This is a genomic window from Methanosarcina baikalica, assembly GCF_031461075.1.
GTDB classification, from domain to species: Archaea; Halobacteriota; Methanosarcinia; order Methanosarcinales; family Methanosarcinaceae; genus Methanosarcina; species Methanosarcina baikalica.
The window spans coordinates 1-23,337 of record NZ_JAVKPK010000016.1 but is presented as its reverse complement, the minus strand read 5'-3'; the positions used below and the strand labels follow the sequence as shown (position 1 = coordinate 23,337).

Below are 23,337 nucleotides of genomic sequence, written 5' to 3'. Positions count from 1 at the left end.
TTTTTATCTTATTATGTTTTTCCAATCAGAAGTAAAATATTTATGGAGGAAACACTTTAATATTTTTTATATTTGTCTTTTTTGGGGGCAGGATCTACGGCTGATAAATTATCCGATGAATTTCCATCGTTCATTGAGGATACTTGTGCGTATATTCCCTATGCCGTAATCGGGATTTTCATTATCCTTGCTGCAACCTTTACCTCAGTATATCTTTTAAAAATAGATAGCGAAGTAGCCGAAACCATTTACACTACAGAAAACAGTGATCCCAGGCAGACTGCTATCAATCTTGCTGCATCCGACCTCGCTCGCTGCCTGAACTATGCAGGGATGGAAGCCCTTGAATGGCAGGGAGAACATCCTGTGATCCTGCCCGAAGGCAATCCTGTTGACAGGTTTTCTGCGGATGGTTTCATGGTAATCCCAGAAAATCAGAACCTTGAAAAAGGCGACATGCTTAAAGTTTCCATAAACCTGCCATCCGATATCTGGGGTAAAATCGAAGCCCTCTGGAAAAACAGGGATATTATATTGGTTATCAATGACTCTTCAGGCCGTGAAATCAAAAACCTGAACTACGGCCAAGCAACCGGTTATTTTCAAAAAGTTTCCTTTGAGGAATATGCCAAAATTCCGGATTATGCAGCATCAGGATATGCATCAGTCGAACTCTATTACGGGGATGACCTCAAAGCTTCGGACTGGTTCATGCTCGAAGTAAGCCCTGTAAAAGATATCACAGTGAACTCTTTTAACAGGCTGCTCTCTGCAAATTACCAGGGAAATAGCCACACCTTCATGGAATATGCAATCAACGTGGAACCTGACATAACACCCGAGCAGATAAGGATAAAGCAAGTAAAAGGAAATCTGCAGCGGGAAACTAGAAGTGAGGACAAAAATTACACTATTTACTATGTTTTTGAAATCCCTGTCCTTAACTATACCCTTGTGAACCTTGAATCAGGAGAAAGATTCAACAACAGTATGAACCTTTCCACGCTGATCACTTCGAGAGAACCGCTTCTAGAAGAACTGGTAAGGGAATACGAAAACGAACTTGGAAACTCCTCAAACCTTGAGTCGACATCTAATCTTGTGCTCGGAGCGACAAACCTGCGGACCTTCGTTTACGGCCCCTGGCAACATTATGCAAATGGCCCTCTCAACATCCTGACCAACCCTGCCCTTTCAAGCTCAATTAACGGGGCTACTCTTTATACTCAAAAAAGGGTTTTTGATTCGGTTGATCCCCTGGCTCTTACATACACAATCTACTACAACGGGAAGGTCCTCTACGAAGACGTTTTCACTCTCAGCAACGAAAAAGAAGATTCGGGCCTCTCTACCAGCCTCAACACCTCAGAGTCCCTTTATGAAAAAAATAAGAGTGCATATGAAAAAAATAAAGGCGTAAACCTCACAACCACTTATGATTCGCTTGCACAGAACAGGTCATTTTCCCTGGACGTGGAAGAAAGCATTGGACAATCTCTTAAAGAGACAAATACTTCTTTGAAGGAGCTTTCCGAATATTCGGAAATAACAGCCTCAGCCTCAGACTATACAGATGGAGTTCTCGATGGCTGGGTCTTTAATGACCATTTATGGATAGAGGAAAATCCTGACCTTATCCATGCAATCACGGATAGCGTTTATACGGCTCCGGTACAGGGGCAAATAATAAGAGATGGCTTTGATTCTCCAGACTCGCTGGCCTCAATAATCACTGCTGATTTAGACAGTAGTTCAGTTTCGTTCGGCGGGCAAACCGTTAGCTGGGATTCGGACTATTTCGCATCCGGAAGGCATAAAGGGTCTCTTATGCCCTCTTATTCCTGGAACAACTCCAATCGAAATTCTTATTCCGAATCCTTAAGCCCTTCAATTGACCCTCCGAAAGGAAGTGTGGTCGATTGGTCTGTTACGGGGGCGTCTGTCAGTCTGATCTCTGCCGATATAAGTGATGTAAATATTGAGCCTCATTACTCTTACGCAAGTAATGATAGACTTACGGTTGAAAACAGGAGCGAAGGCTACCTGAACCGGGAAGACCATATTTTTGACTGGGGAGTCAGGTACGATATTTCCTATAAAATAAGAACTGCATGGAAAATAGACTACAGTTATGACTATACTTACAGGTGGAAAACCAGGGAGCAACTGCCTGATGGAAATTATACGACTGTAACTCATTATGATAAGTCAAGCGATTCGGACTCCGAAACGGCAGGCGAAGTCAATCTGGAATATTTTTCCCACACCGAAACCGAAGCCGAAAAACTGACCATAATTTACCACAGCTGCCCTCCGACAGGCGGCTATACGGGTTTGTCGACTTATGCTGATCCCATAGAAAGGGAATACAGAGAAACAACAGTTTATTCAGACAGTGTAGACAATGACAAAAGTTTTGACCCGTGTTGTTCCGATGCTGCAGACAAATACAGGGGTGCCTATGTGGATTTAAGGGCAATCGAGAGCAATTTTTGGGCATATCCTGATGGGAAATACCTTGCCCGGCATGCTGTCAGTTGTGATATCCCTCCGTGGCTGCACAGGGTAATGGCAGAAGAAGTCCTGGGAATGCTTTATTCGGTCGAAAAGGCCAATCCAGCCTTCAATTATTCCCTTGCTGAATCTCCTGGCCGGGATCCTACAGACCTGCAACTAGAAGCTGCAAAAAAACTCATTCTGGATCTGGAAAAAAGCCGGGATACTTACGTAAACAAAGAGCAGTACTTCACGCCTTCAGGGAAAATGTACACCTCAAGCGATTCTGCTCGCTACATTGCAAAAAATGAGGCTTACAACAGGCTGATCGAAGATATCGACCGGAAAAACCGTAAGCTGGATTCTGACCTCAATTCCTATATACTCGATGCCCTTGAGGAAAAAGGCCTCGATATCAGTGCCCTTGACAGCGTTACCTCAGGCCCGATGACTCTTTTCAATAATCCGGCAATTGAAAGAGCTACCTCAGCTCTAGGAGAAGATATGGGCATCATATCCACGATGACCGTCACCGGTCAGCCGGAAAGCAAATAAAAATGGACCGAAAATCTGACCCTGATCATTGACCAGAAACCGAACTACCTCTACCATGATCCTGATTTCGACCTCATGAAAGAATACGAATGGACCGATTCCATGACCGGAAAAACGATTTATCCCCTCGGTGTTCGGAACACCTGTATTTTCACAACCGGCATTTCCAAGGAGATCGCAGATGCAATTTCTTCAAGTGACGAATCCGTAAAAACCGAAACTTCCCAGCAGATCAGCCAGAGCATCTCCACCCTGAACGCAGAAGTTCTCCTGCTTGAGCAGAACCTCAGCGAACAGAATGTTACCCTGGATACAACCCATCTCAACACCGAAGTCTCTAACCTGAAGCACACATACGCTCAGGAAATGAGGTCTCAGATAATTGAAAAGGTAGCCTTTGAAGTTAACTCAAATCCTGTTGTTTCCGACTGGATAAAGGAAAATAGAGTCCGGGCGCTCACAACAAATTACCTTAACAGCCTCTCCGACGACCAGGTAATTCAAAAATCCACTACGGATGAACTCGCGTCAGAACTCTCCGCCGCCGTAAAGTCTGAAATTCGAAATTCAAACCCGCCTGTTGGACCTGATGAGCTTGAAGCCACTCTGAATAGAGTTGATACTGATATTAGAGTTGGCGTTGCAAACGGAATCTGTGCAGTCACAGTAAATAAAGGCGAAGCTCTTGACGCCGGCTTCGGTAAAATAGACCGCGAATTGAAAAATCTGGCAAATGAAACTGTTGACAGGTATTCAGGAGAGGTTGGATACAAGGTTTCAAAAAGGCTGGATAGGACTATGGAAGCTGTTCCATGCGGGTTGCCGGTATTGCCACCTCACTGGATTTTTACCGTGAATGTGTGGACTTATGAGATTGTGGGAAAATATCAGATTTTTACTGTTATCGACAATGACAACGAGGTGATTCCTGAGCCTTATTTCGGGCATAAGGGGCAGAGGTATCTAAGGCAAGAAGAACGTGTAAGACACCCATTTAAACAGAGAGATGATGGATCTCCAATAATAATCGGAGATAATATTCCTCTAAAATTCAGATTTAATGGATATGCTTCAACAATTGTTGGAGCAGGACCAAAAGGTGTTGGAGATAAACTGGGCGATCGCATGGAAAAATCAATTGGATATGATGATATGATACTGGAAATGGGGTAAAAGTATGAAAAATATCAGTTTAATTACTGTGGGAGTTATATTCATTTTTTTAGTAGGAACAGCTTCTGCTAATAGTCCACATGGTTCTATAGATGTCTACTACAATGACCAAGCACTCCCTGGAAAAGAAATTGCAAAACCTCTTTTAAAGATTGGAGAACCTTTTAAAATAAGATTTGACTTCACAGTATACCAAAAATGTTACGTCTCTGTCAAGCTGAGTGAACTTGAAGAAAATGATTTTATTATAATAGATGGCCCAACTTCAAGGATGGAAGAATATTCTGGGAAAATTATCGAAGAAAATTCAACGGAAATTTTCGAATGGACTGTGAAACCAACTGAAAAGTGGGCAGGTGGAAGCATACCTATTGATTTTGTATACCAAGTTGATGAATTGGGTACGGGTGGAAAAACATTAGTAAATAGCGAATTTACAGTCGCTTACTGCACCATTTCCAATGAGCATTACGAAGGTGAAGCTCCAATTTCTGAAGAACAACCAGTTCCGAAAACCGAGCCTTCGTCCACATCTGCATCAACGCCAGCTTTCACACTTGCCGGCACGATTTTAGTTCTTGCATTTGTCTTCGCCCTGTTCCGCAGGTGAGATACCTGCGGAGAGTTATTTTAGAATTTATTCTGAATAAATAAATTCAATAATTTTATCTATTTACTTGTATTGAGTTCAGCATCGACAACTGAGCACTTAAATAAGGAAACATGGAGCTTTTCCTCTTTGTGAATTAGCGCTCAACTCTCTTTCAATTCTTAAGCTTTTTACTTTTTGTCGCCCTTTTTTTCTATAAGTAATAATATTAAGGACAATTTATTCCATTCAGTTTATATGTTTTCCAATTGTACACATAGATATTCGCTAACAATCTAAATTCAGGTTTATTAATCTAAAGATGGGGTTATGCGACTTAAAAAATATAAAAAATTAATTGCTGTGCATATTAAACAGATTCTTACATTCAGAGATTTTAAACGTCAATTGTGTAATAGTGGACGCCATAAAATTCACGTTAAACAAAATTTGGGGGGTAGACAAATGGGAAAACAAACATTTGACAATATGAGAAAGACACTGGGTATTCTCCTGTTAGTCCTTTTTATAGCTTCATTGGCAGCTGAGTCGGTGAGTGCAGTTTCGTCTGTAAAATATGGGAGCGAAAAGTATGATAGCTATGTTCGTGGATACTCAGAAGGATACTATAAAGGATATAACGATGGGTTTAAAGACGGCACAACAGGTAAAGATCCACGCATGTTCATCATGATTTACTATGGACCGGATTCCGGATACAATGGCGGATACTTTAATGGATACAAAGCCGGATACGGTATTGGATACACTGCCGGAAAGAAATCCTACATTCCATAATCCCACCTGAATACCACTTTGGCCTTCCAGGTGATAATTGTCAATACCCGAACTCAAAAAGAGATAATAACTCGGACCTACGCGCGTGAAGTACAAAACCAAGTACAATAGACATTATAGCTAAACTCACCTATTAGATAGATTTGAATTTTTATATTACTTTTTTTTCAGTTCAACTGTGTAAATCCGAATTTACCTTCTATCTGGCTAGAGAATAGAAGCCGTTTATAGTTTTGAAGCCGTTTATAGTTTCAAAAGAATCTTAAGCATTTGTGTAGGCGGTGCTATCCTGAACAGAAAACGCACCTTTGTGAGCCCGAAACAAGAAAGTATCTAGCATGCTATTGATTTTGATATGTAAATGAGAGTATAAATAGGTACATGAGAGTATAGGTAGATAGCAAAGAAAAAAGTGATAACATTCATAAAACACACTGAAAAGGAAAAAGGAAAAAAGATTTATGATTGTTTTTTATCCAGTGTATTTGTTCAGTATCTTTATTCAGTTTTATTATTCAGGACTGACTCCATAATTTATTATACTTTCCCGGCTTTTGTTAAATTATGTATGTAATTTTTGATCCTGCCGTACCGGGAATGACATATATTATGTGGTTATGGATATTTTGTATTTTATTTGTTGCCGTGATTATATACAAGTATTTGAGGACTCTATAAATCTGAGCTATCTGAGATCTCGAAACTATAATCCTGAAGCGTGGGAGCTTTTGATCATTATCGTTTAATCTTCACACCGTCATCGGTTATCGTAATTTCGCCAGTTCCAATAAAAAAGTTATGATGAAGTTTTATACCATTTACTGTCTGCAGGGTTACATCATCTATTCTCACTGCGTCATCAGTGATATGGATTTTCTTACCTCTTATATGTAAAATTTCAGTCACTGCTACGTACTCATCTTCTGTGATTCTGGCATTGAAAATAACAGTACCATCTTCTTTTCCTATCAGTGTAAGGCCGGTTCCTTTCTCGATTTCTCCCTGTACATCAAATTTTTCGTTAAGCTGAGTAAACTCGTTTTTGTCTATTTTTGCTATAAGGTTGGCGTGTTCATCCCGAATCTCGGCTGTCAGAATCAAACCTTTTTCGCTATTTTCCAGGGTAAACAGGTTTATCCTGTCTCCGGTGTCCTTATCCACCTCATATGACACTGTATATGTTGGATTTGCATACACGTTCGTTCCTATAATTAGCATATAATCTTCATGGCTCATGTGATTTTCACCTAGGTGGTTTTATCTCACTGTTTATATTTATAGTCATATAAACTGATTTTTAATTTATATGCGTTGCGAATAATTAAAGGGATGCATACGTGTACGGTTTTCGAGGAGAGGAAAGAACAGTCGTTAATGTATGTTTTTTGAGATTATTGAAGTTTTCAACAAGCGTAGAGATGCTAATAATAGCTTATATAAGAGCAGCGGGAGTGCTAAAACTTTTAAAATTTATTCACTTCATGATATGTGGTCGTCCATCGCTCAATAATTGATTTTTTGATACTCGATTTTTCCAATGTGGTTGAAGTCGCTTTTTCATTTAATCATAGTCCATCGGCTCCAGCCGCGCCAATGCGCGGGACATGAACGACCGGAAGATGCAATTAAGGTTTCTCTGGACTAACATAAATCTCTTAAACTCCTGATCACCGTAGTTTTGTCTTTGAATTTTACGTAAGGTTTAGGCCAATGAGCCTGGGTTCTATTGCTGTAGGTGTTAAATTTCCTTATTCGGGTGAGATTTGGTTCTGTGGAAATGAGTTAAATACTAATATAGAAATCCTTATAGCATAAAAATTAGAGACTGATAGAACCATGGCCAGGGAAATAAGGATACTCCACACTGCAGACACGCATCTGGGATACAGGCAATACCACAGTGAGGTCCGGAGAAAGGACTTTTTTGCGGCCTTTGAGGTTGTTGTAAATGATGCGATTGAGATGCAGGTTGATGCTGTCGTGCATGCGGGAGACCTTTTTGATTCGAGGAACCCGACCCTTGAAGACCTGCTGGAGACAATGAATATCCTGTCCAGACTGAAGGCTGCGGGTATACCTTTTTTTGGAATTGTCGGGAACCATGAGAGCAAACAGAATACCCAGTGGCTCGACCTCTTTGAGGAAATGGGGCTTGCGGCAAGGCTTGGGAAAAAGCCGCTGATGGTAGGGAATGCGGCAATTTACGGGATCGACAGTGTTCCGAAGTCAAAGATTCCTTTATTCGACTATTCAGGGTTTGAAGCTCCGGATTCTTCTAGTTCTCCATTTTCTTCCCCTCCTCCCCTTCCGGAAAACTGCTGGAAACTGCTTTTAATGCACCAGATCATGCACCCTTTCCCATATGCGGAATGGGACTGTGCTGAGGTGCTTGAAAAGCTTCCGTTAAAAATTGATGCGATTCTTCTTGGCGATTATCACAAATATGAAAAAATTAAGGTAGGGGACGCCTGGGTTACGTACCCTGGCAGCACAGAGCGGAACAGCGCTTCTGAAGAAGAGCCACGCTCCTACAATATAATCACTCTTTCAGACGAGGGGCTGGAGATTAGCAGGCGCACAATTCCTACCCGTGATTTCCTTTTTATTCCAGCAAAACTGGATGGAGAAGAGAAACCCTATGAACAGATTTTTTCTGCAGTAAACGAGCATCTTAAAGAGCTTCCCGGATCAGTGGTGTTTCTGGAAATTTCCGGGGATTCGGGAGTAGTTCTTTCCTTCAGCGAGATTGAGGAGTACCTGCTGAATAAAGGAGTTCTCGTTCCCAGGGTCAGAGACCTGAGAATTAAAGAGGCTTTTCCCGAAGAGGTTTTGAAAGTCACATTTTCTGATCCTGACCATGCAGTTGCAAACGAGATCAAGAGACTGAGCTTAAACGACGGCGGGCTGATTGTTGATGAAGTTGTCCGGAATCCGAATATCTCAAGGTCAAGGGTGGACGAAGAGACCGAAGGCCAGCTTTCGAAGCTTATTGATGCTATAGACTTTAAAGACCCGGATTTCAGGATAGAAATTCCTGCAAGCCCTGTAAACCCCGTAAACCCTGAAAGCCCGGCAAGTACTACCGGATTTGTTGAGTCTCAAGAAGCCAGGCCTGACAATGAAATTGGGCCGGATGGGGATATCAGACCAGCCAGGGAAACTGAATTTGCCGGAGAAACTAAGTCCGTCAAGAAAGCTGAATTCATCGGAGAAACTAAATCCGTCGAGAAAGCTGAATTTACCGGGGTAATTGCGGGATATTCTGAAATTACTGAAAACCTTACAGAAAGCCCTGAAAAAGAAATTGAGCTCTCAAAAGAGGAAAAAAAGGAGCCCGAAAAAATTGGGAATCTGCCTGAAGCCAGGTTTGAACCCGGAGTTGAAGCTAGTTCCGGAATGAAGGCAGAAGGCAAAAAAGAAACACTTCCGGAAAATAAACTGGCCAAGACTCCGGATACAGCCGAAAAAACAGTAAAGGCAGGGCAGAAAAAGAGAAAAGAAAAGCCTGCTGTACTTCGACAGTATAACCTTGGTGATTACCTGTGAAGCTGAAAAACCTGTATATAGAAAACATCCGGAGCTACAAAAAGCTGGATTTCACTTTCGAAGACGGAGTGACAGTCATTTCCGGGGTGAACGGGAGTGGAAAATCCAGCCTGCTCGAAGCCTGCTTTATGGGCCTTTTCGGGAGCAAGATCCTTTCAAAGGATTTTGTGCTTGCGGACGTAATCTTCAAAGGGGCTGAGAATGCAAAGATCTGCCTGGGTTTCGAGCATTTAGGGCGGGAATACCTTATCGAGCAGGCTTTCAGGTATTCTCTTAAAAGTGAAAACGCTTCGAGCTCCAAATGCGTGCTCTATGCTGACGGGGAAAGTATTGTAGATCAGGCCACGCGGACTTATGAAGAGGTCTGTTCCCTCCTGAATATGGATGAAGAGGCATACCGGAACTGTGCTTACATCCGGCAGGGGGAAATTGATGTACTTATTAATGCGAAACCGAAAGACAGGCAGCGCATGATCGATGATTTGCTGCAGCTTGGCAAGCTTGAAGAATACAGGGAAAGGGCAGGCAGCGCAAAAACAGCGGTCAGAAGGCTTGAAAGGGACGCGAAAAACAGCCTAACGGGTGTCAAAGCCGAGATTGAGGGAATTGAAAGCACAGAGCCTTTTGCCGTACTGAACGGGCTCAGGCATAAGGTAAAGGAAAGCGATTCCGCCTTAAAAGAATTCAATGAAAAAAAAGAGTTTGCAGCTGCCCGCAAAGAAAAACATGATCTGATGATTGCAGAGTACAGGGAACGCCTGGAGGAGATTGATACCCTTAAGCAGGCCATCCGTAAATCACAGGAAAACAAGGCTGGCTGTTTCCGGGAAAAAAAGGCCTTCTCAGGGGAAACCCAGGAACAAAGGCAGGTTTTGCTTGGACTGGGAGAAGAAAACAATTTTATCAGGGAAGAATGCGGCTTTGGAAGCCTTGATATTGAAACCCTGATCTTGCAGCAGGAAAAAGAAGAGTTTCTTGCCAGGGAAAAGGTAAATGGAATTTCGAAGGAGCTTGCTCTTCTCCTCAGAGAAGAAGAAGTCCACACTCAGGCCTTGCGCGATCTCGAAAAAGAAAAGGTAGAGACTGAAAGCATTTTCATGCAGTGCAGAGCGGATATCGGGGCTACAAACGGGGAAATAGAAGGAAACAGGAAAAGTATACGGAGAATCGAGGAGGAAAACAGAAGGCTTAAAGAAAAGGCAGGGGTTGGAGAAGCTCACGAAATCCCTTCATTTATAAAGGGACTGGAAGAAAAAGAAAGCCTTCTTCGTGACAGGAAAAGTGAAGTGTCAGCAAAGCTTGCCCTTGCCTCTCAGGAGAAAGAAACCGGAGACATAAATTTAATCACGCTCGATAAAGAACTTCAAAATTACAGGACTGCAGTTCGGAAAGGCAAGACAGAAATTGAGATTCTTGAAGAGGAAGTCCGGGAAAACGAAAGGGCAGTTCTGGGAGTCCATGAACAAAAATCCGAAGCCTCAGCGGGGTTAAAGGGACTGGGCTTTACCGTGGAACAGCTCGAGGACCTGGAATATTTCAGCGAGCTTCTGCTGGAAAACAAAAATAGGCTGCATGGGCAGGAAAAAGAGCTTGAGACTACCCTAAAGGAGCTTGAGAAAGTTATCCTTAAAAATTTGCAATTGCTTGCCGAAGGAAAATGCCCTACCTGCGGGCAGGAGCTTAAAGGGTCTGAAATTGCATGCACGACAGAGGAATCCGAGCAGAAGAAAGAAAAGCATGCAGTAGAGCTTATGGATATAAAGCTCCAGCAGGCTGAGATTGAGAAAAAGCTCAACCGCCTTAAGGACGCAAAAAAGCTGGAGAAACGGATCTCAGATTACTACCTGGAAACCGAAAAACTCAGTGATAAGGCAAAGGACTTGCAAGAAAGGATAGAGATCCACCGAATCCGAACCGAGGAAGATTCCCTTAAACTGGAAGGCCTTAATAAACGAAAACAGGATTTTGAGGCTAAAATGGGCCAGCTCCTCCCCGATATTAAAGCCCTGCAGGGCTGGGAGGAGGCGGCCCAAAAAGCTCATAGTGAGAGTGAAAAAGCTCTTCAAGAGGCAAAAGTTTTTGAGAAAAAGTTTGCTGAAAACGCTTCGGAAATTGAAGCCCTGAATGGAAAAATAAGGACTTCCCTTGCACTAATCGAAAACTATGGCCAGAGGCTTGGAGAGTTAAATGAGAAGCTGAAAGGACTTGCAGAAGGGGAAACCCGTGAAAAAGAAAAACTCAATGCACTGAGGATGTATCTCGAAGCCATGCGGAAAAAAGAAGAGCTGGCGAAAAAAGTCCAGCAGGACAGTGAGAAGCTCCTCTTACAGGCAAAAAAGCTCCAGGCAAACCTGTTCAGTAGTGATAACACAAAGCACAAAATAGCAGAGCTTGAGGCGTCGATCAGGAACCTTACAGAAAAGGTCGGTTTCTTTGACCGGGAAATCCTTGAACGGAGTGAAAGAGTAAAGCAGCTCGAAGAAAAACTGGAGGGAAACAGGCTAGAAGACCTTCAGCTTAAGCGCGCCCAGTTCGAAGAAGCTCAGGCAAACATTACAGAAAAAATCCGGCAAATGACTGCTGCAAAAGATGCCCTTTTAAAAGAGATCGGTATGGTCGAGAATAGCTTAAAACGCCTCAGGGAATTGAAAGAAGAGCTCAGAGCGCTCGAAAACAGGCAACTGTACCTGGAAGCCGTATACGGTAATGCCGAAGAACTTGAGAATACCTACATGCGCGTCAGGGCTGATATGCGAGCAAGAAATATAGGCGCACTTTCTGCCCTTTTAAACGAGATGTTCGGTTTCATGTACACAAATAATGCTTATTCCCATATAAAACTCGACCCGGAATACAACCTTACAGTCTACAGAAAAGACGGAACACCCCTTGAACCCAAACTCCTGAGTGGGGGTGAACGTGCTATCTTTAACCTTGTCTTGCGCTGTGCGATCTACAGGTTGCTTGCTCTCGGTTTTGGAGGAGAGAGGGCAGATGGGCTTCCACCAATGATCTTTGACGAACCTACGGTTTTCCTGGACCGCGGACATATAAGACAGCTTTTGAAACTCATAGATATGATGCGCAGCATAGGGGTCGGCCAGATAATCGTGGTCTCCCATGACGAATCTCTTATCGATTCTGCAGACCATATATTTCAGGTAGAAAAAGACCCCCTTACCAATATGTCCTCGATTGTAAGGCTTTAAAAATGTATGATTGCAGAAAAGCGGATCTGTTACCTAATTCACCAGTATATCAAAATTCACCAGTATACCAGATAATTGAACAGTCCGTCAATTTCTTCTTTGTATTCTTCAAAAAAGCTGTAGTTCTTTACAAGATAGCCGTCTGCAGGTAGGTTTTCGAGATAACCATACCAGTAGACAACCATACCTTCTCCGAAAATACCTGCGTACTCTCTGAACTGCTTCTTCGAATAATGCTCATGTTCGAAATCATCCCCGAAGAGGGCTTTGCTTTCAATCCAGTTTACCATGAGGTTATCTATACGTATAGGGTTTTCCAGGACAAAATCGGGGGTCTTGCCGTCTCCCTGAGCTCGAATATCTGCTTCGGTGAAATAAGGAATTTCCCTGTCATCGAGCCATTTCCGAATCACTTCTTCTCCCATTTCACCTTTCTTACATTGCATCTCGTGAGCATGTGGAGAAAAGAAATGGTCTGCAGCAAGGGCTTTCTGGACTTCTTTTCTCAAACGGTGGTTTTCGATTAAATCGATGTTTTTGAAAAGCCAGTTTATATTCTTCTTGGAAATATCACAATTTTTCATAATTAGAGATGCCATAAGGGTTGGAGGAAAACCGGTATATTCCGCAAGATCAAGAATAGTACGTCCCTGCTTCCATTTTAAATAGAGTTCATTCTCTCTGGAATAAATCTTTCTGTGTGTGAACCGTGTCTTTTTCACGACTTTCTGGTTAAGAATTGTTGCTAGCATGCCTGCAGGTTTAGCATATTCCTCGGAAAGGCGGAAAACATCTTTAAAGTCGTGCAGTGAACTATATATTTTCTGGTATGTCTGGCGGTCCATCCTCAATCATATCCTTTTGTTTTTTCCTGAGCATGCAAAATGAAAATTCAGCGGCATGAAAAACGAGAATTTTACAATATCAAAAGTCTCTCTCAGACGTGCAATTGATTTCTTCATAATTCCTTCTGTGCTCATGGTTAATAGTAATATAATATTAGTAATATTATTATTAATAATCAATGCCTTGAAACCCAGAGCAGGAGATTTCTCAAAGAAGTCACGCAGATTCTCTTAAGAAACGCCGCGAAGAAAGAGATTTTTTTTCCTTCATGGGCAAGATGACCTTTTTCCGAAACTTTTGCCTGTAGATCTGGGCTCTTTCCTTTTTTCCGGGCCGTTAACTCCAGAACTCTTCATCGTAAACGTCAGGAAGGTCTATTTCCATCACTTCATCAAGCTTCTTACGTTTTTCCCTATTCTCAGGGGGCTTTATTATTTTTTCTTCTCTGCCTGATGGGTAAGAGCTATCTTTTTCATCTGCATCGCAGGATGCAAAGATTGTCGTGTGCTTATCTCTTGAAATTACTTTTTCCTGGGCTCTTGGCTTTTCCAGGACTTTTGGCTGAGTTTTTGCACATATAATTGGATTTTGTTCAGCCTGCTCTTTTTTTAACCTGGCTTCCAGTCGTATGGAAGCTCTCTCGGCTTCACTGGCAGAGTATCTTTCATTCAGCCTTTCTTCGTGGTTTATCTCAGCTCTTGGGTCAGGATTTCTGACAATTGTTTCCTGTAAATTCGGGCTCTGAGTAAATATTTCCTCTTTCCTTTCAACAGGTCTTTCCGGAGGTTTTTCTGTGGGCCTCGTGGGAGTCCAGTCTCCCTTTTCAGAGACGTTTTTCCTTTTAGGGAGAGGCTGTCTACCTAACTTACGGAAGGTCTCTTCAGCGTAGGTATCCTTTTTGCGATCAGCCTTCCCTGACTTAATTTTACTTGTTGTGCTGTAGCCTATAAGGCAGGTAGGTTCTCTCGTTCTCCACTCAAGGCAGAAGAGGTGGCACTCCCGCCCTTTACATATCTGGCTTTCATCAAGTGGACATACTTCTGGAAGGGTCATAGTACTAAGAATAAGCAGAATATAAAAAATAGTTAACGGTAATAAAAATTAAAGCAATTTTATCAAAGACCTTTCAGGGCGTCTGCAATCAGGGGAGCAACGCTCAGCCGGCTCTCTGCTTTTTCAAGGGTATCGGTCCCGATTATATCCTTTACACCCGCATTGAAAAGCCTTAGAGCTGCATTCCTTGCAAGTACGGGATGCACGCAGACAAGATAAACACCGACTGCTCCCTGGTTTCTAAGCATCCTGATAGATTCGGCCATTGTCCCGCCTGTTGCAATCATATCATCTACAAGGACGACGGACCTGCCGGTTACATCCACATTCTTTGTCTTGATTACGACCGTATCTCCGCTGAGCCTGGTTTTCTGCAGGTGATCGTAATCAAAACCCAGGCCGGAAGACACATTCTTTACAAGCCCTTCGGCTCCGGAATCAGGAGCAACCAGAATAGGGGATTCGAGGCCAAAACCTGCGATATGCTCCCCAAGCAGCTTTGCTGCGTCAAGGTTGTATGCGGAGCCCGGGAAATGTTCAAGCACAGTTTTTTCGTGGATGTTTATTGTAAAAATCCGGTCAGCATTGATGCAGCGGGCAACTGTGCGGGCACTAATAGGTTCTCCGGGTTTGAACTTCTTGTCCTGTCTGGAATATCCCATGTAAGGGATGACGACATTGAGTTCTCTTGCCCCTTCGCAGGCATCGATAAGCTGGAGCAGGGAAACAAAGTCAGAATCTGTGGGTGTGCTCTGGATAAGGGTCACACTCTCGTTTTCAATCTCTTCTGCGATTCGAAGATAAAGTTCTCCGTCAGGGAAACGGTTAAACTCACAAAGCACCGGTTCTGTCCCTAAAGCCCGGGCAGTGCGGCTGGCGAGTAATTGTGATGCTGGTCCACCTACGATCTTCAAGATATATACCTCAGTCTGCCGTCTTGATATATCCCATCCTTTAAAAAGCTTATTTTAATGGGTTTAATTTCTTGGGTATTTACCCTTTGAGTTTTTCGAGCACCCGGATATTTTTTATCGAAGTATGAGGATAATTTCCGCTCTCGTCCTTTTCCGCCGATTTTACCATATCCCATATCGTCAGCAGCGCTGCCGAAACGCCTGTGAGGGCTTCCATTTCAACTCCTGTTTTCCCAAAAGTTCTGACCTCTACTACAGCCGAGATCATTCCTTCCCCTATATCAAAATCCACATCTATAGCAGTGATAGGAATCTGATGGCACATGGGAATTATTTCCGGGGTCTTTTTAATTGCAAGCACTGCTGCAACCCGCGCAGTTGCAAGCACGTTTCCTTTTTCCACATCTCCAGTCTTTATCTTTTCTAAGGTCTCCCCGGAGAGTACGATTTCCCCTGCAGCCCGCGCCAATCGTGCAATATCAGTTTTTCCACTGATGTCAATCATACGCGCTCTGCCAGACTCGATATGAGTAAATTGTTTTTCCACTAAATCACCGCGTTTTTCGTATTTTATCCTGAAATTTTTATCTCGAATTTATTTCATTTTGATTTCGAGCCCATCTGGCTTTCAGTTACCGTGTTGTTCAATATTTCAGAGTCTTTCTTCTCTGATCAGTCAATTCTTATCTGCTTTCTTTTTGAATAGTCATCAAGTGCTTTCTCCAGCTCGTTTGCAAGTTCTCTGGCTTCCTCAAGGTTGAGTTTTATGACCTGCTCATCTTCCCCATGAAAAATATTAATCCTTATCCTGTTTCTTTCGATTTCTAACTCAATTTTCCTTTCAATTTCCTGTACCATATCAGTTGCCCCCCACTTTACGCACGTTTACAATATTTTATATTAGATTTGCAGTATAAAAGTGCTAATTGAAGTGTTAAATTAATCGTAGCGTTAAATAAATTATACTGTTAAATAAATCGCCGTATTAGATTTCCAGTTTCACACTTGAGTCTTTAGAGTTAATTTCATCTCTTTCACCCTATATCTGCCTCTTTAATTATTCGGGGAATATTTTCTATTACATCCGTTGCAAGCAATCCATTTCCTGCTTTCTCAAAAGCCAGGTCTCCGGCTGCTCCATTAATGTATGCAGCACAAGCTGCAGCGAGAAATGCCGGATTTCTGGAAAAAAGAGACCCTGTAAGCCCTGCAAGGACATCCCCAGTACCTCCAACTGTCATGCCTGTGTTTCCTGTCCTATTCAGGAGGGTCTGTTTTCGGTCTGAAATAATGTCTGTCCTTCCTTTGAGGAGCGTTACAACCCCTTTTTCCTCAGAAAACTCTCTGACGGCTCTGATACGGGCTTCATAGCTTTCAGGAGTTTTCATGTTTCGCAGACGGGCAAATTCTCCTGCATGAGGAGTTACTATCAGTTCACAGTTGCCTGAGAGGGCTTCAAAGATAGAGCCTGAGAGGGCTGAGAGAGCATCGGCGTCAAGGACGGCTTTTCTGCAGAAGGGCAGGATTTTTCGGACGGCTTCCAGAGTTTCTGTCGCTCTCCCCATCCCCATCCCCATCACGACCACGTCATGGGAATTTATAAGGTCCGGGAGGATGGAAAGATCGTCCGGACAGAGTACATTTGAAGAGAGTTTCCGGACAATCAGGTTCGGAGAATAAGATGCCACTATTTCGGCTACAGGCACAGGAACTGCTACTGTTACAAGGTCTGCCCCTGCCTTCAGAGCTGCAAGGGCTGCAAGGGCTGGAGCTCCTGAATACGGGCCGCCTCCTATAACAAGAATTTTCCCGGAATCTCCCTTGTGCCCTTCTGGCTTTCGCCTGTGCAGCATCGTCAGGTCTCCGGGGCCCACATATTGCTCAGCGTCTGCACAGATTCCTATATCTGCAACCTTTATCATGCCAGTGTATTCTTTTGCCTTCTCGCCCAAAAGCCCTATTTTCAGATGGTGAAAAGTGACCGTAAGCCCTGCATGCACAGCTTTTTCAAAGTCTCCGCCATCAGGGTCAAGTCCAGATGGAATATCAACAGAAATTACGGTTTTCCCTGCTTTTCCTTCCCCGTTTATAAGGTCGATAACTGTGGACTCAGGTTCTTTTATGTCCCCTGTTATTCCAGTCCCGAATACTGCGTCTACGACCATGTCAGCTTCTGAAAACCAGTCCGAAGCTACAGCTCTAAGCTGGCTTGAATCTGTTATTTCGAGTATCTGCACGCGGCTGAACTTCAGCAGGGAAAAGTTGTGGAAAGCTTCTCCGGTTCCTATATCCCGGGCTTTTCCCAGAACAATTACCTTTACAATGTATCCTGAAGAACCTGCAAGGTGCCTGGCGGCAACAAAAGCATCTCCTCCGTTATTTCCTCGGCCTGCAACAAAAAGAACTTTGCCGCTTTCAAGCTTCTCCCTTATATTCTGAGCAATAACGGCCCCTGCGTTTTCCATTAACTGGATAGGTAGAAGGCCAAGGCATTCGCAGTTTCTGTCTATCGCCTTCATCCTCAAAGAACTGATGCACTTCATAATAATTACCTGCTTGTTTATTTAATTCGGTTTCCTGCTATCTGCTTAATCTTTCGAATGTTTCTGTAAGCTTGAGTTATTTGACTTCATGATTGTTATAGAAACGGTTATATATCTTTCAAGTAATTGAAACGATTTATTTATTATTTTTACACCGAGGAAAACCTATTTGATGTTATTAACTATATATGTTACATTCCGATATAATATAATATACCGAGATGACTTAAATACCGAAATGACTTAATTACTCGGAAAAAAGCTGTTAATCTAAGAGATTTATCAGTAAAAGGAACTATTTAAAATAGCTACAACCAGTGTTAAAGTTAACTAACTGCAGTAAAACGTGAATAGGCAGGATTCTGATCAAATGTTTGCTTTCCTTTGCACGTATCTGGACTTATATACAACAGGGAGGACTACTTTTGACTAATTTTTCAAAAGATGCGGACAGCAACCTTAAGAGCACAGTCAAACCCAGATACCTGGTTCTGGGCAGTGGAAGTGTTGGTTTTGCGCTTGCAAAAGAGCTCCGGGAAAGTAATAAGCTTGTGATTATCGTAGATAAAGACGAAGCCAAAGTAGAGACCCTCAGGGAAGAAGGCTTTGAGACGATTGTAGGCGACATCTCCGACCCTGAGATTGTTAATAAGATTGATCTTAAAAACGCTGTTGTCATACTTTTCTTGACTTCCAATAACGAGGCTAACAGAAAGGGCATTGAAAATTTCAAAAAGGTAATCAATCCTGACATCCAGCTATTTTCCCGGGCCTCAGATATTATCAATAAAGAAAAGATGGAAGATCTTGGGGCAGATTATGTCTTTATGCCTTCCAAGCTTGTTGCTAGCTCCCTTTCCCGTTCCCTGGAGAGAGCTGAGTCGGTTCACAGGGGCAACAGGCTTGCAAGGTGGCTGAAGGGGATAAGAGAAAAAAAACTTGCGATTGTAATTCACGATAACCCTGATCCTGATGCCATATCTAGCGGGCTTGCCTTAAAAGAAATTGCAAAAAACCTGGGCGTGGAAGCAAATATCCTCTACCATGGCAGGATCGGACACCAGGAAAACAAAGCCTTTGTAAACCTTCTAGGGATTGACCTTGGCAAAATGGAAGAGCACAACCTTAAAAACTTTGATGAAATTGCCCTGATAGATTGCTCCATCCCCGGTGTTAACAATATGGTCCCTCTCAATTCATATGTGGGCATTGTAATCGATCATCACCCACCAGGAGAAACTGAGATAAAGGCCGAGTACATCGATATTCGGCCTAATTTCGGGGCAACGGCCACTATAATGACAAAGTATCTGCAACAGCTCAATATCAATATATCCAAGACCATGGCAACGGCTCTGCTCTACGGGATTCGGACTGACACACAGGACTTCAAAAGGAAAACCGACCCTGCAGACCTCTCAGCTGCTTCATACCTTTATCCCCTTTCGAATCACGGCATTCTGGATCAGCTTGAGCAACCTTCAATGGCTATTGAAACCCTGGAAGTGCTCGGAGAAGCCATCCGCAATCGGCAGGTGCTTGGGAGTTACCTTCTCTCAAATGTCGGAAACATAAGGGACAGGGACACTCTCCCGCAGGCTGCAGATTACCTCTTGAGCCTTGAAGGAATATCCACAACAGTCGTCTTTGGAGTTACTGAAGACCGCATCTACATTTCCGGCCGAAGCAACGATATCAGAGTCAATCTCGGCGAAATTATGCGCCAGGCTTTTGGAGAGGATGCAGGCGGGCACGCAAATGCAGCAGGAGCCCAGATCCCTCTCGGGGTTTTCAGCGCTACGAAAGACCGTCAGACCTTGTTGAGGCTGGTTAATGAAGCAGTAGTCAAAAGGTTCCTGAGTGCTGTGGGAGTTGAAAATACATGAAAATGAAATTTTCGGAGGTCCACGAAACTGAAGGACCTTTCCAAAAATTACTCAGTAAAAGTTTTTCAATGAAATGATAGGAGAAAAAGAATTTCTTTATTTATTCTTCCTTTTCTCACTGTTTTTATTCTCTTTCTTCTCTTTTTCTTTTTCCCCTCACTTTTCCGAATATTCTTATTTTGAGATTTTTATTCTTAAGAATCCAGTTCATAAAATTCTCAGTTAACTTTCGAAAGATTCACTTCTACTCGATTTCCTTTCAGAATGTCACTTTCAGTTACCTGGATTCCAGATATTGTAATGTTTTCTCCTGCATTAAGGGAATAAGCGGATGAAACATTGACTCCACCTGCCATATTTTCGGTCGAGTAGGGTACTATTATCTCAAATGAACCGTTTTTATCTGACACTGCTTTATTCTGATATGTAAATTTTCGGCCTGTATTCGAGCTGAGCTCAAGCGTTGCAGTAACGAGCTGGCTCGGGATTGAAGTACCTGATAATTTGGCCCCAGGGACAAATTCGAATACCTTTACACTATTTTTTTTGACATCGTCTTTCTCTGCAGTGCTTTCGTGGACAAGCCTCAGGTTTCCGAGGTTTGTTCCGTCAAGTTCATAAAGTTTATATATCTCGGTATTCAAAAATCCCTTTTTAGCAGTTGCCGAGGTCTCAAAGCCTCCTTCTCCATTGACTGTCTTTATGTCAACATAATTTTCAATATTTTTTCCTGCAAGCTCAACGATGGCCCCAAACTTGCCGCTTGCCATTAGTTTGTCGACTATTACGTATTTTACTTTGAGCTTTTCCATAATTGCCTTTCCTTCCTGTTCCGAGTCAGTTGTGAAGAAAAGTGCAGAATCCTGTACGCCGGTCTGGAAATTGTTCGAAATCGCAGGCCTTCTGGAGAGGTAAACGATCCAGTTTCCATAGTCCCACCAACTCAAAACTCCATATTCAGGAGTTTCTGAAGGCTCAAGGTAATAAGAAGTTTCAGGGGTTGACGTTCGAAGCCACCTGAGAGAGTCCTGCCATTCAGGATCAATCGAGCCCGTACTTTTTGCAATAACAGAGCCCATCCATATGCAGGGTATAAAAATAAGCCCGAACAGTAACAGCGAGGATACCAGTTTGAAGTAATCGGGGTCCTGCCCTTTTTTTAATCCGGATCCATTATTCATCTTCTGTTTTGATTTCGCTTTTAACTTTGTCTCTTTTCCGGTCTGAAGGACAGGCATGGTATTTTTTCCAGTCGTCTGCCCAGATTTTATAAGTTTTCTTGCCTCAGTCTCAAAGTTGAGGGATTCAAGTAAAACCCAGAGAAGATATGCAGTAAGGATTGAAACATTTACTGCAAACAGATATGAAAAACGCCTTTGAGAAATAGCCAGATATGCGAAAAAGACTGTCCATAAGAGGAAAAATACCCCTTCTGGCTTTGAATTTTCTCCTTTCCACTCAAGACCGAGCAGAAAAAGAGCTGCCAGAGCTGCAGGGAAGCAAAATCCGAAAGCAGCCAATACTGGCGAAAGGTAAAGATTTCCCTGTGCATCTAAAAATAGAGGCAGAGCTTCGGAAATCGTGCCTATGTACTCGCCTTTTCCAAGGAAGAAATTTATTCCCTCAAATACAAAAGCATAGGATTCAACGGAAACAATTCTGAGGGACAGAAGCCCTGCACCTAAGACCAGTATTAGAATTCCGGGATAATACTTCCAGTTCATGCCTTTTTTTGAGATATATAAGGAAAAGCCCCACAGGATAAAGGTTCCGGCTAGCAGGCTGAACACATAGAATACCTGGAACCAGGAAAGGTGCATCGCGCTCATTTCCAGGCCAGAACGTAAAGATCCGGCTGACAGGGGAATGGTAAACAGAAGTGTTGAAAAGAGGCATGCAATAGAGCAAATAAGAAGGTAATCGGAGTTTTTCCCGGCCTTAAGGTTAATTGTGGTCTGTATCAATGCATACAATACAATAAAGCTTGCGAAAATCGGGGCTCCTATCCATGTAAAAATAAGGAGTGCTAAACAAAGCCCGGATGCTCCTGCAAAAGCCAGAGATTTTACAAGTTTCTTTTCAGAATAGATGGTTTTAAGAGAAGTCAGCGAAAAAGACCCATCCTTTGCCCATTTTAAGGCAAGTATAAAAAACGCATAAGCTGCCGTTGAGAGGAGTGTTTCTGCTACGTGATGGTCAACTGCCCCAAACCGGGATATAGATACATGAGCTGGAAGAACTGCAAAAATGAAGGCCCCAAGAAGTCCTGTCTTCCTGTCAAATACCGAGGAAGCTGCGATATACAATGGAATTATTGTCAAAATCCCGAGAAGTACCGGTAATAGAGCTCCTGCAAATTCGATAGTATGCAAATCCGGTTGCCCTCCTCCCAGGACTTTTGCAAGCAGCCCGCCTAACAGGTCAAAAAAAGGCGGCCACCCAATTTCAAAGCCGTAAGGATAATTGAGGTAAGAATCAAAATTAAGGGAATGAGGAAAATTGGAAGCTGTATAAAGAATGCGCCGCATATGATAGAAGTCATCATATCCAGTGAAGGTTATGCTTCCGTTTGCAGTAACCGAGGCATATGAGAGCATGCGCATGAGAAAAGCAACTAATGTAACTGCGGTCAGAGAAATAATACTTAATTTTAAACTAGAAGTTGATGGTTTTGACTCCAGATGCCTCATTTTTTCATTCATAGCGACCCTTTATTGTATTTTTGATTTTTTAATAGTCCATTTATTAATAACTTATTAAAGAAGTAATAGTAAAAACAATTCTTAAAATTTCCTGTAATATCTAATACTTTCTTATTTTATCCAACACCTTGTTATTTTAATGATATAATTGTTACGTTCACAGCTTTCAACTGTAGTTCCTTCCTCGACGATAGTGATCACATAATATATTTGTATTTAATTATTTTAGTTACAATCATGTAAATCCCAACATTTTATTTTCCGGATAAAGATTTCTGGTTTCATCATTAGGATTGTATACACTTTCTATCTATTCTCCAAACTTTTCCAACTATCTCTTGGCGAAAGACTTTGATTTTACTAACTTAATAAATTTACCAGAGGTCATTTATTTGAGATATTCTTCCGATTTAATAAATCCTTTAGATACTGACTTTTTTACACATCTCCAAATCCGTTCAAGTGGATTAAGATCCGGTGAATATATGGGCAGGAATAACAATATTATGCCAATTTTTTCTGCTTTTTGATTTTAATCTTTGCGTGATGTGTCAATAAGGTTTCGAGTAGTCCTGAATATTTTGTCCAACCTTTCATACCTTATGATAATTCTTCTAAATCCCTTTTTTATTGAAAAGAACCTGGAGGAAGGTGTGAGTGAATATAATTCATTGAGCATCACGAAGTTCTTCAAAATATATTCTATCTCCCTATATAATATAAAACCCAGTTATATATGGAAACCGGCTCATTATATATATATAGTTTTGTAATTCAATACGCAAACAATTATTACTTAGGAATGATTCAAATATAATTTCAAGAGTTTTTGTTGCTACCTGCTTTCGGCAGGTCGACATTAAAAATTAGAGTATTTTTTCCGAGACCGTTTTTGAATATTAGCTAACTATATATTGGGTTTAAAGTTGGTTAACGTGTGGCTCAACTCCCACGATATATATAAGTACTGAATCATTTTTTCATAGAAGTTTTGTATGAGAAATTAATAATTGGTCATATGTAAACC

16 protein-coding genes are annotated in these 23,337 nt (G+C 42.2%); 7 read left to right on the top strand and 9 right to left on the bottom strand.

The window, feature by feature from the left end:
* The first annotated feature begins 72 nt into the window (after window positions 1-72).
* The 4 genes from RG963_RS05480 (at window position 73) to RG963_RS05465 (ending at window position 5,611) form a co-directional block, all read left to right on the top strand.
* Window positions 73-3,051: a hypothetical protein gene (locus RG963_RS05480; RefSeq protein ID WP_310575269.1), complete on the top strand. Its 2,979-nt coding sequence runs from the start codon at window positions 73-75 to the stop codon at window positions 3,049-3,051.
* A 15-nt stretch (window positions 3,052-3,066) separates the two neighbouring features.
* A complete protein-coding gene (locus tag RG963_RS05475) occupies window positions 3,067-4,224 on the top strand; it encodes a DUF7286 family protein (RefSeq protein WP_449566834.1) in 1,158 nt (385 codons plus the stop codon).
* Between the two features lie 4 nt (window positions 4,225-4,228).
* Complete coding sequence (locus RG963_RS05470) at window positions 4,229-4,834, top strand: sarcinarray family MAST domain-containing protein (RefSeq protein ID WP_310575267.1); 606 nt, start codon at window positions 4,229-4,231, stop codon at window positions 4,832-4,834.
* Between the two features lie 444 nt (window positions 4,835-5,278).
* Window positions 5,279-5,611, top strand: a complete 333-nt coding sequence (locus tag RG963_RS05465) for a hypothetical protein (RefSeq protein ID WP_310575266.1) — start codon at window positions 5,279-5,281, stop codon at window positions 5,609-5,611.
* Between the two features lie 735 nt (window positions 5,612-6,346).
* On the opposite strand, the gene RG963_RS05460 is transcribed toward RG963_RS05465, so the two are convergent.
* Window positions 6,347-6,847: a hypothetical protein gene (locus tag RG963_RS05460; protein WP_310575265.1), complete on the bottom strand. Its 501-nt coding sequence runs from the start codon at window positions 6,845-6,847 to the stop codon at window positions 6,347-6,349.
* Window positions 6,848-7,447: 600 nt separating this feature from the next.
* Here RG963_RS05460 and RG963_RS05455 point away from each other — a divergent pair.
* Both RG963_RS05455 and RG963_RS05450 read left to right on the top strand, forming a co-directional pair.
* A complete protein-coding gene (locus RG963_RS05455; protein WP_310575264.1) occupies window positions 7,448-9,157 on the top strand; it encodes an exonuclease SbcCD subunit D in 1,710 nt (569 codons plus the stop codon).
* Window positions 9,154-12,366 (top strand): DNA double-strand break repair ATPase Rad50, encoded by a 3,213-nt coding sequence (locus tag RG963_RS05450; RefSeq protein WP_310575263.1) that lies wholly within the window; start codon window positions 9,154-9,156, stop codon window positions 12,364-12,366. Before RG963_RS05455 ends, RG963_RS05450 begins: the two co-directional genes overlap by 4 nt.
* A 56-nt stretch (window positions 12,367-12,422) precedes the next feature.
* On the opposite strand, the gene RG963_RS05445 is transcribed toward RG963_RS05450, so the two are convergent.
* The 6 genes from RG963_RS05445 to RG963_RS05420 all read right to left on the bottom strand — a co-directional run bounded on the left by RG963_RS05445 (window position 12,423) and on the right by RG963_RS05420 (window position 17,722).
* Window positions 12,423-13,211, bottom strand: a complete 789-nt coding sequence (locus RG963_RS05445) for a C15orf41 family protein (RefSeq protein ID WP_310575262.1) — start codon at window positions 13,209-13,211, stop codon at window positions 12,423-12,425.
* 337 nt (window positions 13,212-13,548) lie between these two features.
* Window positions 13,549-14,265 (bottom strand): hypothetical protein, encoded by a 717-nt coding sequence (locus RG963_RS05440; RefSeq protein ID WP_310575261.1) that lies wholly within the window; start codon window positions 14,263-14,265, stop codon window positions 13,549-13,551.
* Window positions 14,266-14,327: 62 nt separating this feature from the next.
* Window positions 14,328-15,179 (bottom strand): ribose-phosphate diphosphokinase, encoded by an 852-nt coding sequence (locus RG963_RS05435; protein ID WP_310575260.1) that lies wholly within the window; start codon window positions 15,177-15,179, stop codon window positions 14,328-14,330.
* 79 nt (window positions 15,180-15,258) lie between these two features.
* Window positions 15,259-15,726: a cyclic pyranopterin monophosphate synthase MoaC gene (gene moaC, locus RG963_RS05430; RefSeq protein ID WP_310575259.1), complete on the bottom strand. Its 468-nt coding sequence runs from the start codon at window positions 15,724-15,726 to the stop codon at window positions 15,259-15,261.
* 125 nt (window positions 15,727-15,851) lie between these two features.
* Window positions 15,852-16,037 carry a hypothetical protein gene (locus tag RG963_RS05425; RefSeq protein WP_310575258.1) on the bottom strand — a complete coding sequence of 62 codons (186 nt, stop codon included), beginning with the start codon at window positions 16,035-16,037 and terminating at the stop codon, window positions 15,852-15,854.
* A 176-nt stretch (window positions 16,038-16,213) separates the two neighbouring features.
* A complete protein-coding gene (locus RG963_RS05420) occupies window positions 16,214-17,722 on the bottom strand; it encodes an NAD(P)H-hydrate dehydratase (RefSeq protein WP_310575257.1) in 1,509 nt (502 codons plus the stop codon).
* 425 nt (window positions 17,723-18,147) lie between these two features.
* Here RG963_RS05420 and RG963_RS05415 point away from each other — a divergent pair, with 425 nt between their 5' ends.
* Entirely contained in the window at window positions 18,148-19,608 is a 1,461-nt protein-coding gene (locus tag RG963_RS05415) for a DHH family phosphoesterase (protein ID WP_310575256.1), read from the top strand.
* A gap of 218 nt (window positions 19,609-19,826) precedes the next feature.
* Here RG963_RS05415 and RG963_RS05410 read toward each other — a convergent pair whose 3' ends face one another.
* Both RG963_RS05410 and RG963_RS05405 read right to left on the bottom strand, forming a co-directional pair.
* Window positions 19,827-22,310: an oligosaccharyl transferase, archaeosortase A system-associated gene (locus tag RG963_RS05410; protein ID WP_310575255.1), complete on the bottom strand. Its 2,484-nt coding sequence runs from the start codon at window positions 22,308-22,310 to the stop codon at window positions 19,827-19,829.
* 388 nt (window positions 22,311-22,698) lie between these two features.
* Complete coding sequence (locus RG963_RS05405) at window positions 22,699-22,815, bottom strand: transposase (protein WP_396654690.1); 117 nt, start codon at window positions 22,813-22,815, stop codon at window positions 22,699-22,701.
* Window positions 22,816-23,337 lie beyond the last annotated feature (522 nt).

Bases quoted from the DNA above. Each gene is read 5' to 3' on its own strand.
- RG963_RS05470 (WP_310575267.1), top strand. From the start codon at position 4,229: ATGAAAAATATCAGTTTAATTACTGTGGGAGTTATATTCATTTTTTTA.
- RG963_RS05465 (WP_310575266.1), top strand. From the start codon at position 5,279: ATGGGAAAACAAACATTTGACAATATGAGAAAGACACTGGGTATTCTC.
- RG963_RS05460 (WP_310575265.1), bottom strand. From the start codon at position 6,847: ATGAGCCATGAAGATTATATGCTAATTATAGGAACGAACGTGTATGCA.
- RG963_RS05455 (WP_310575264.1), top strand. From the start codon at position 7,448: ATGGCCAGGGAAATAAGGATACTCCACACTGCAGACACGCATCTGGGA.
- RG963_RS05445 (WP_310575262.1), bottom strand. From the start codon at position 13,211: ATGGACCGCCAGACATACCAGAAAATATATAGTTCACTGCACGACTTT.
- RG963_RS05440 (WP_310575261.1), bottom strand. From the start codon at position 14,265: ATGACCCTTCCAGAAGTATGTCCACTTGATGAAAGCCAGATATGTAAA.
- RG963_RS05425 (WP_310575258.1), bottom strand. From the start codon at position 16,037: ATGGTACAGGAAATTGAAAGGAAAATTGAGTTAGAAATCGAAAGAAAC.
- RG963_RS05420 (WP_310575257.1), bottom strand. From the start codon at position 17,722: ATGAAGTGCATCAGTTCTTTGAGGATGAAGGCGATAGACAGAAACTGC.
- RG963_RS05410 (WP_310575255.1), bottom strand. From the start codon at position 22,310: ATGAATGAAAAAATGAGGCATCTGGAGTCAAAACCATCAACTTCTAGT.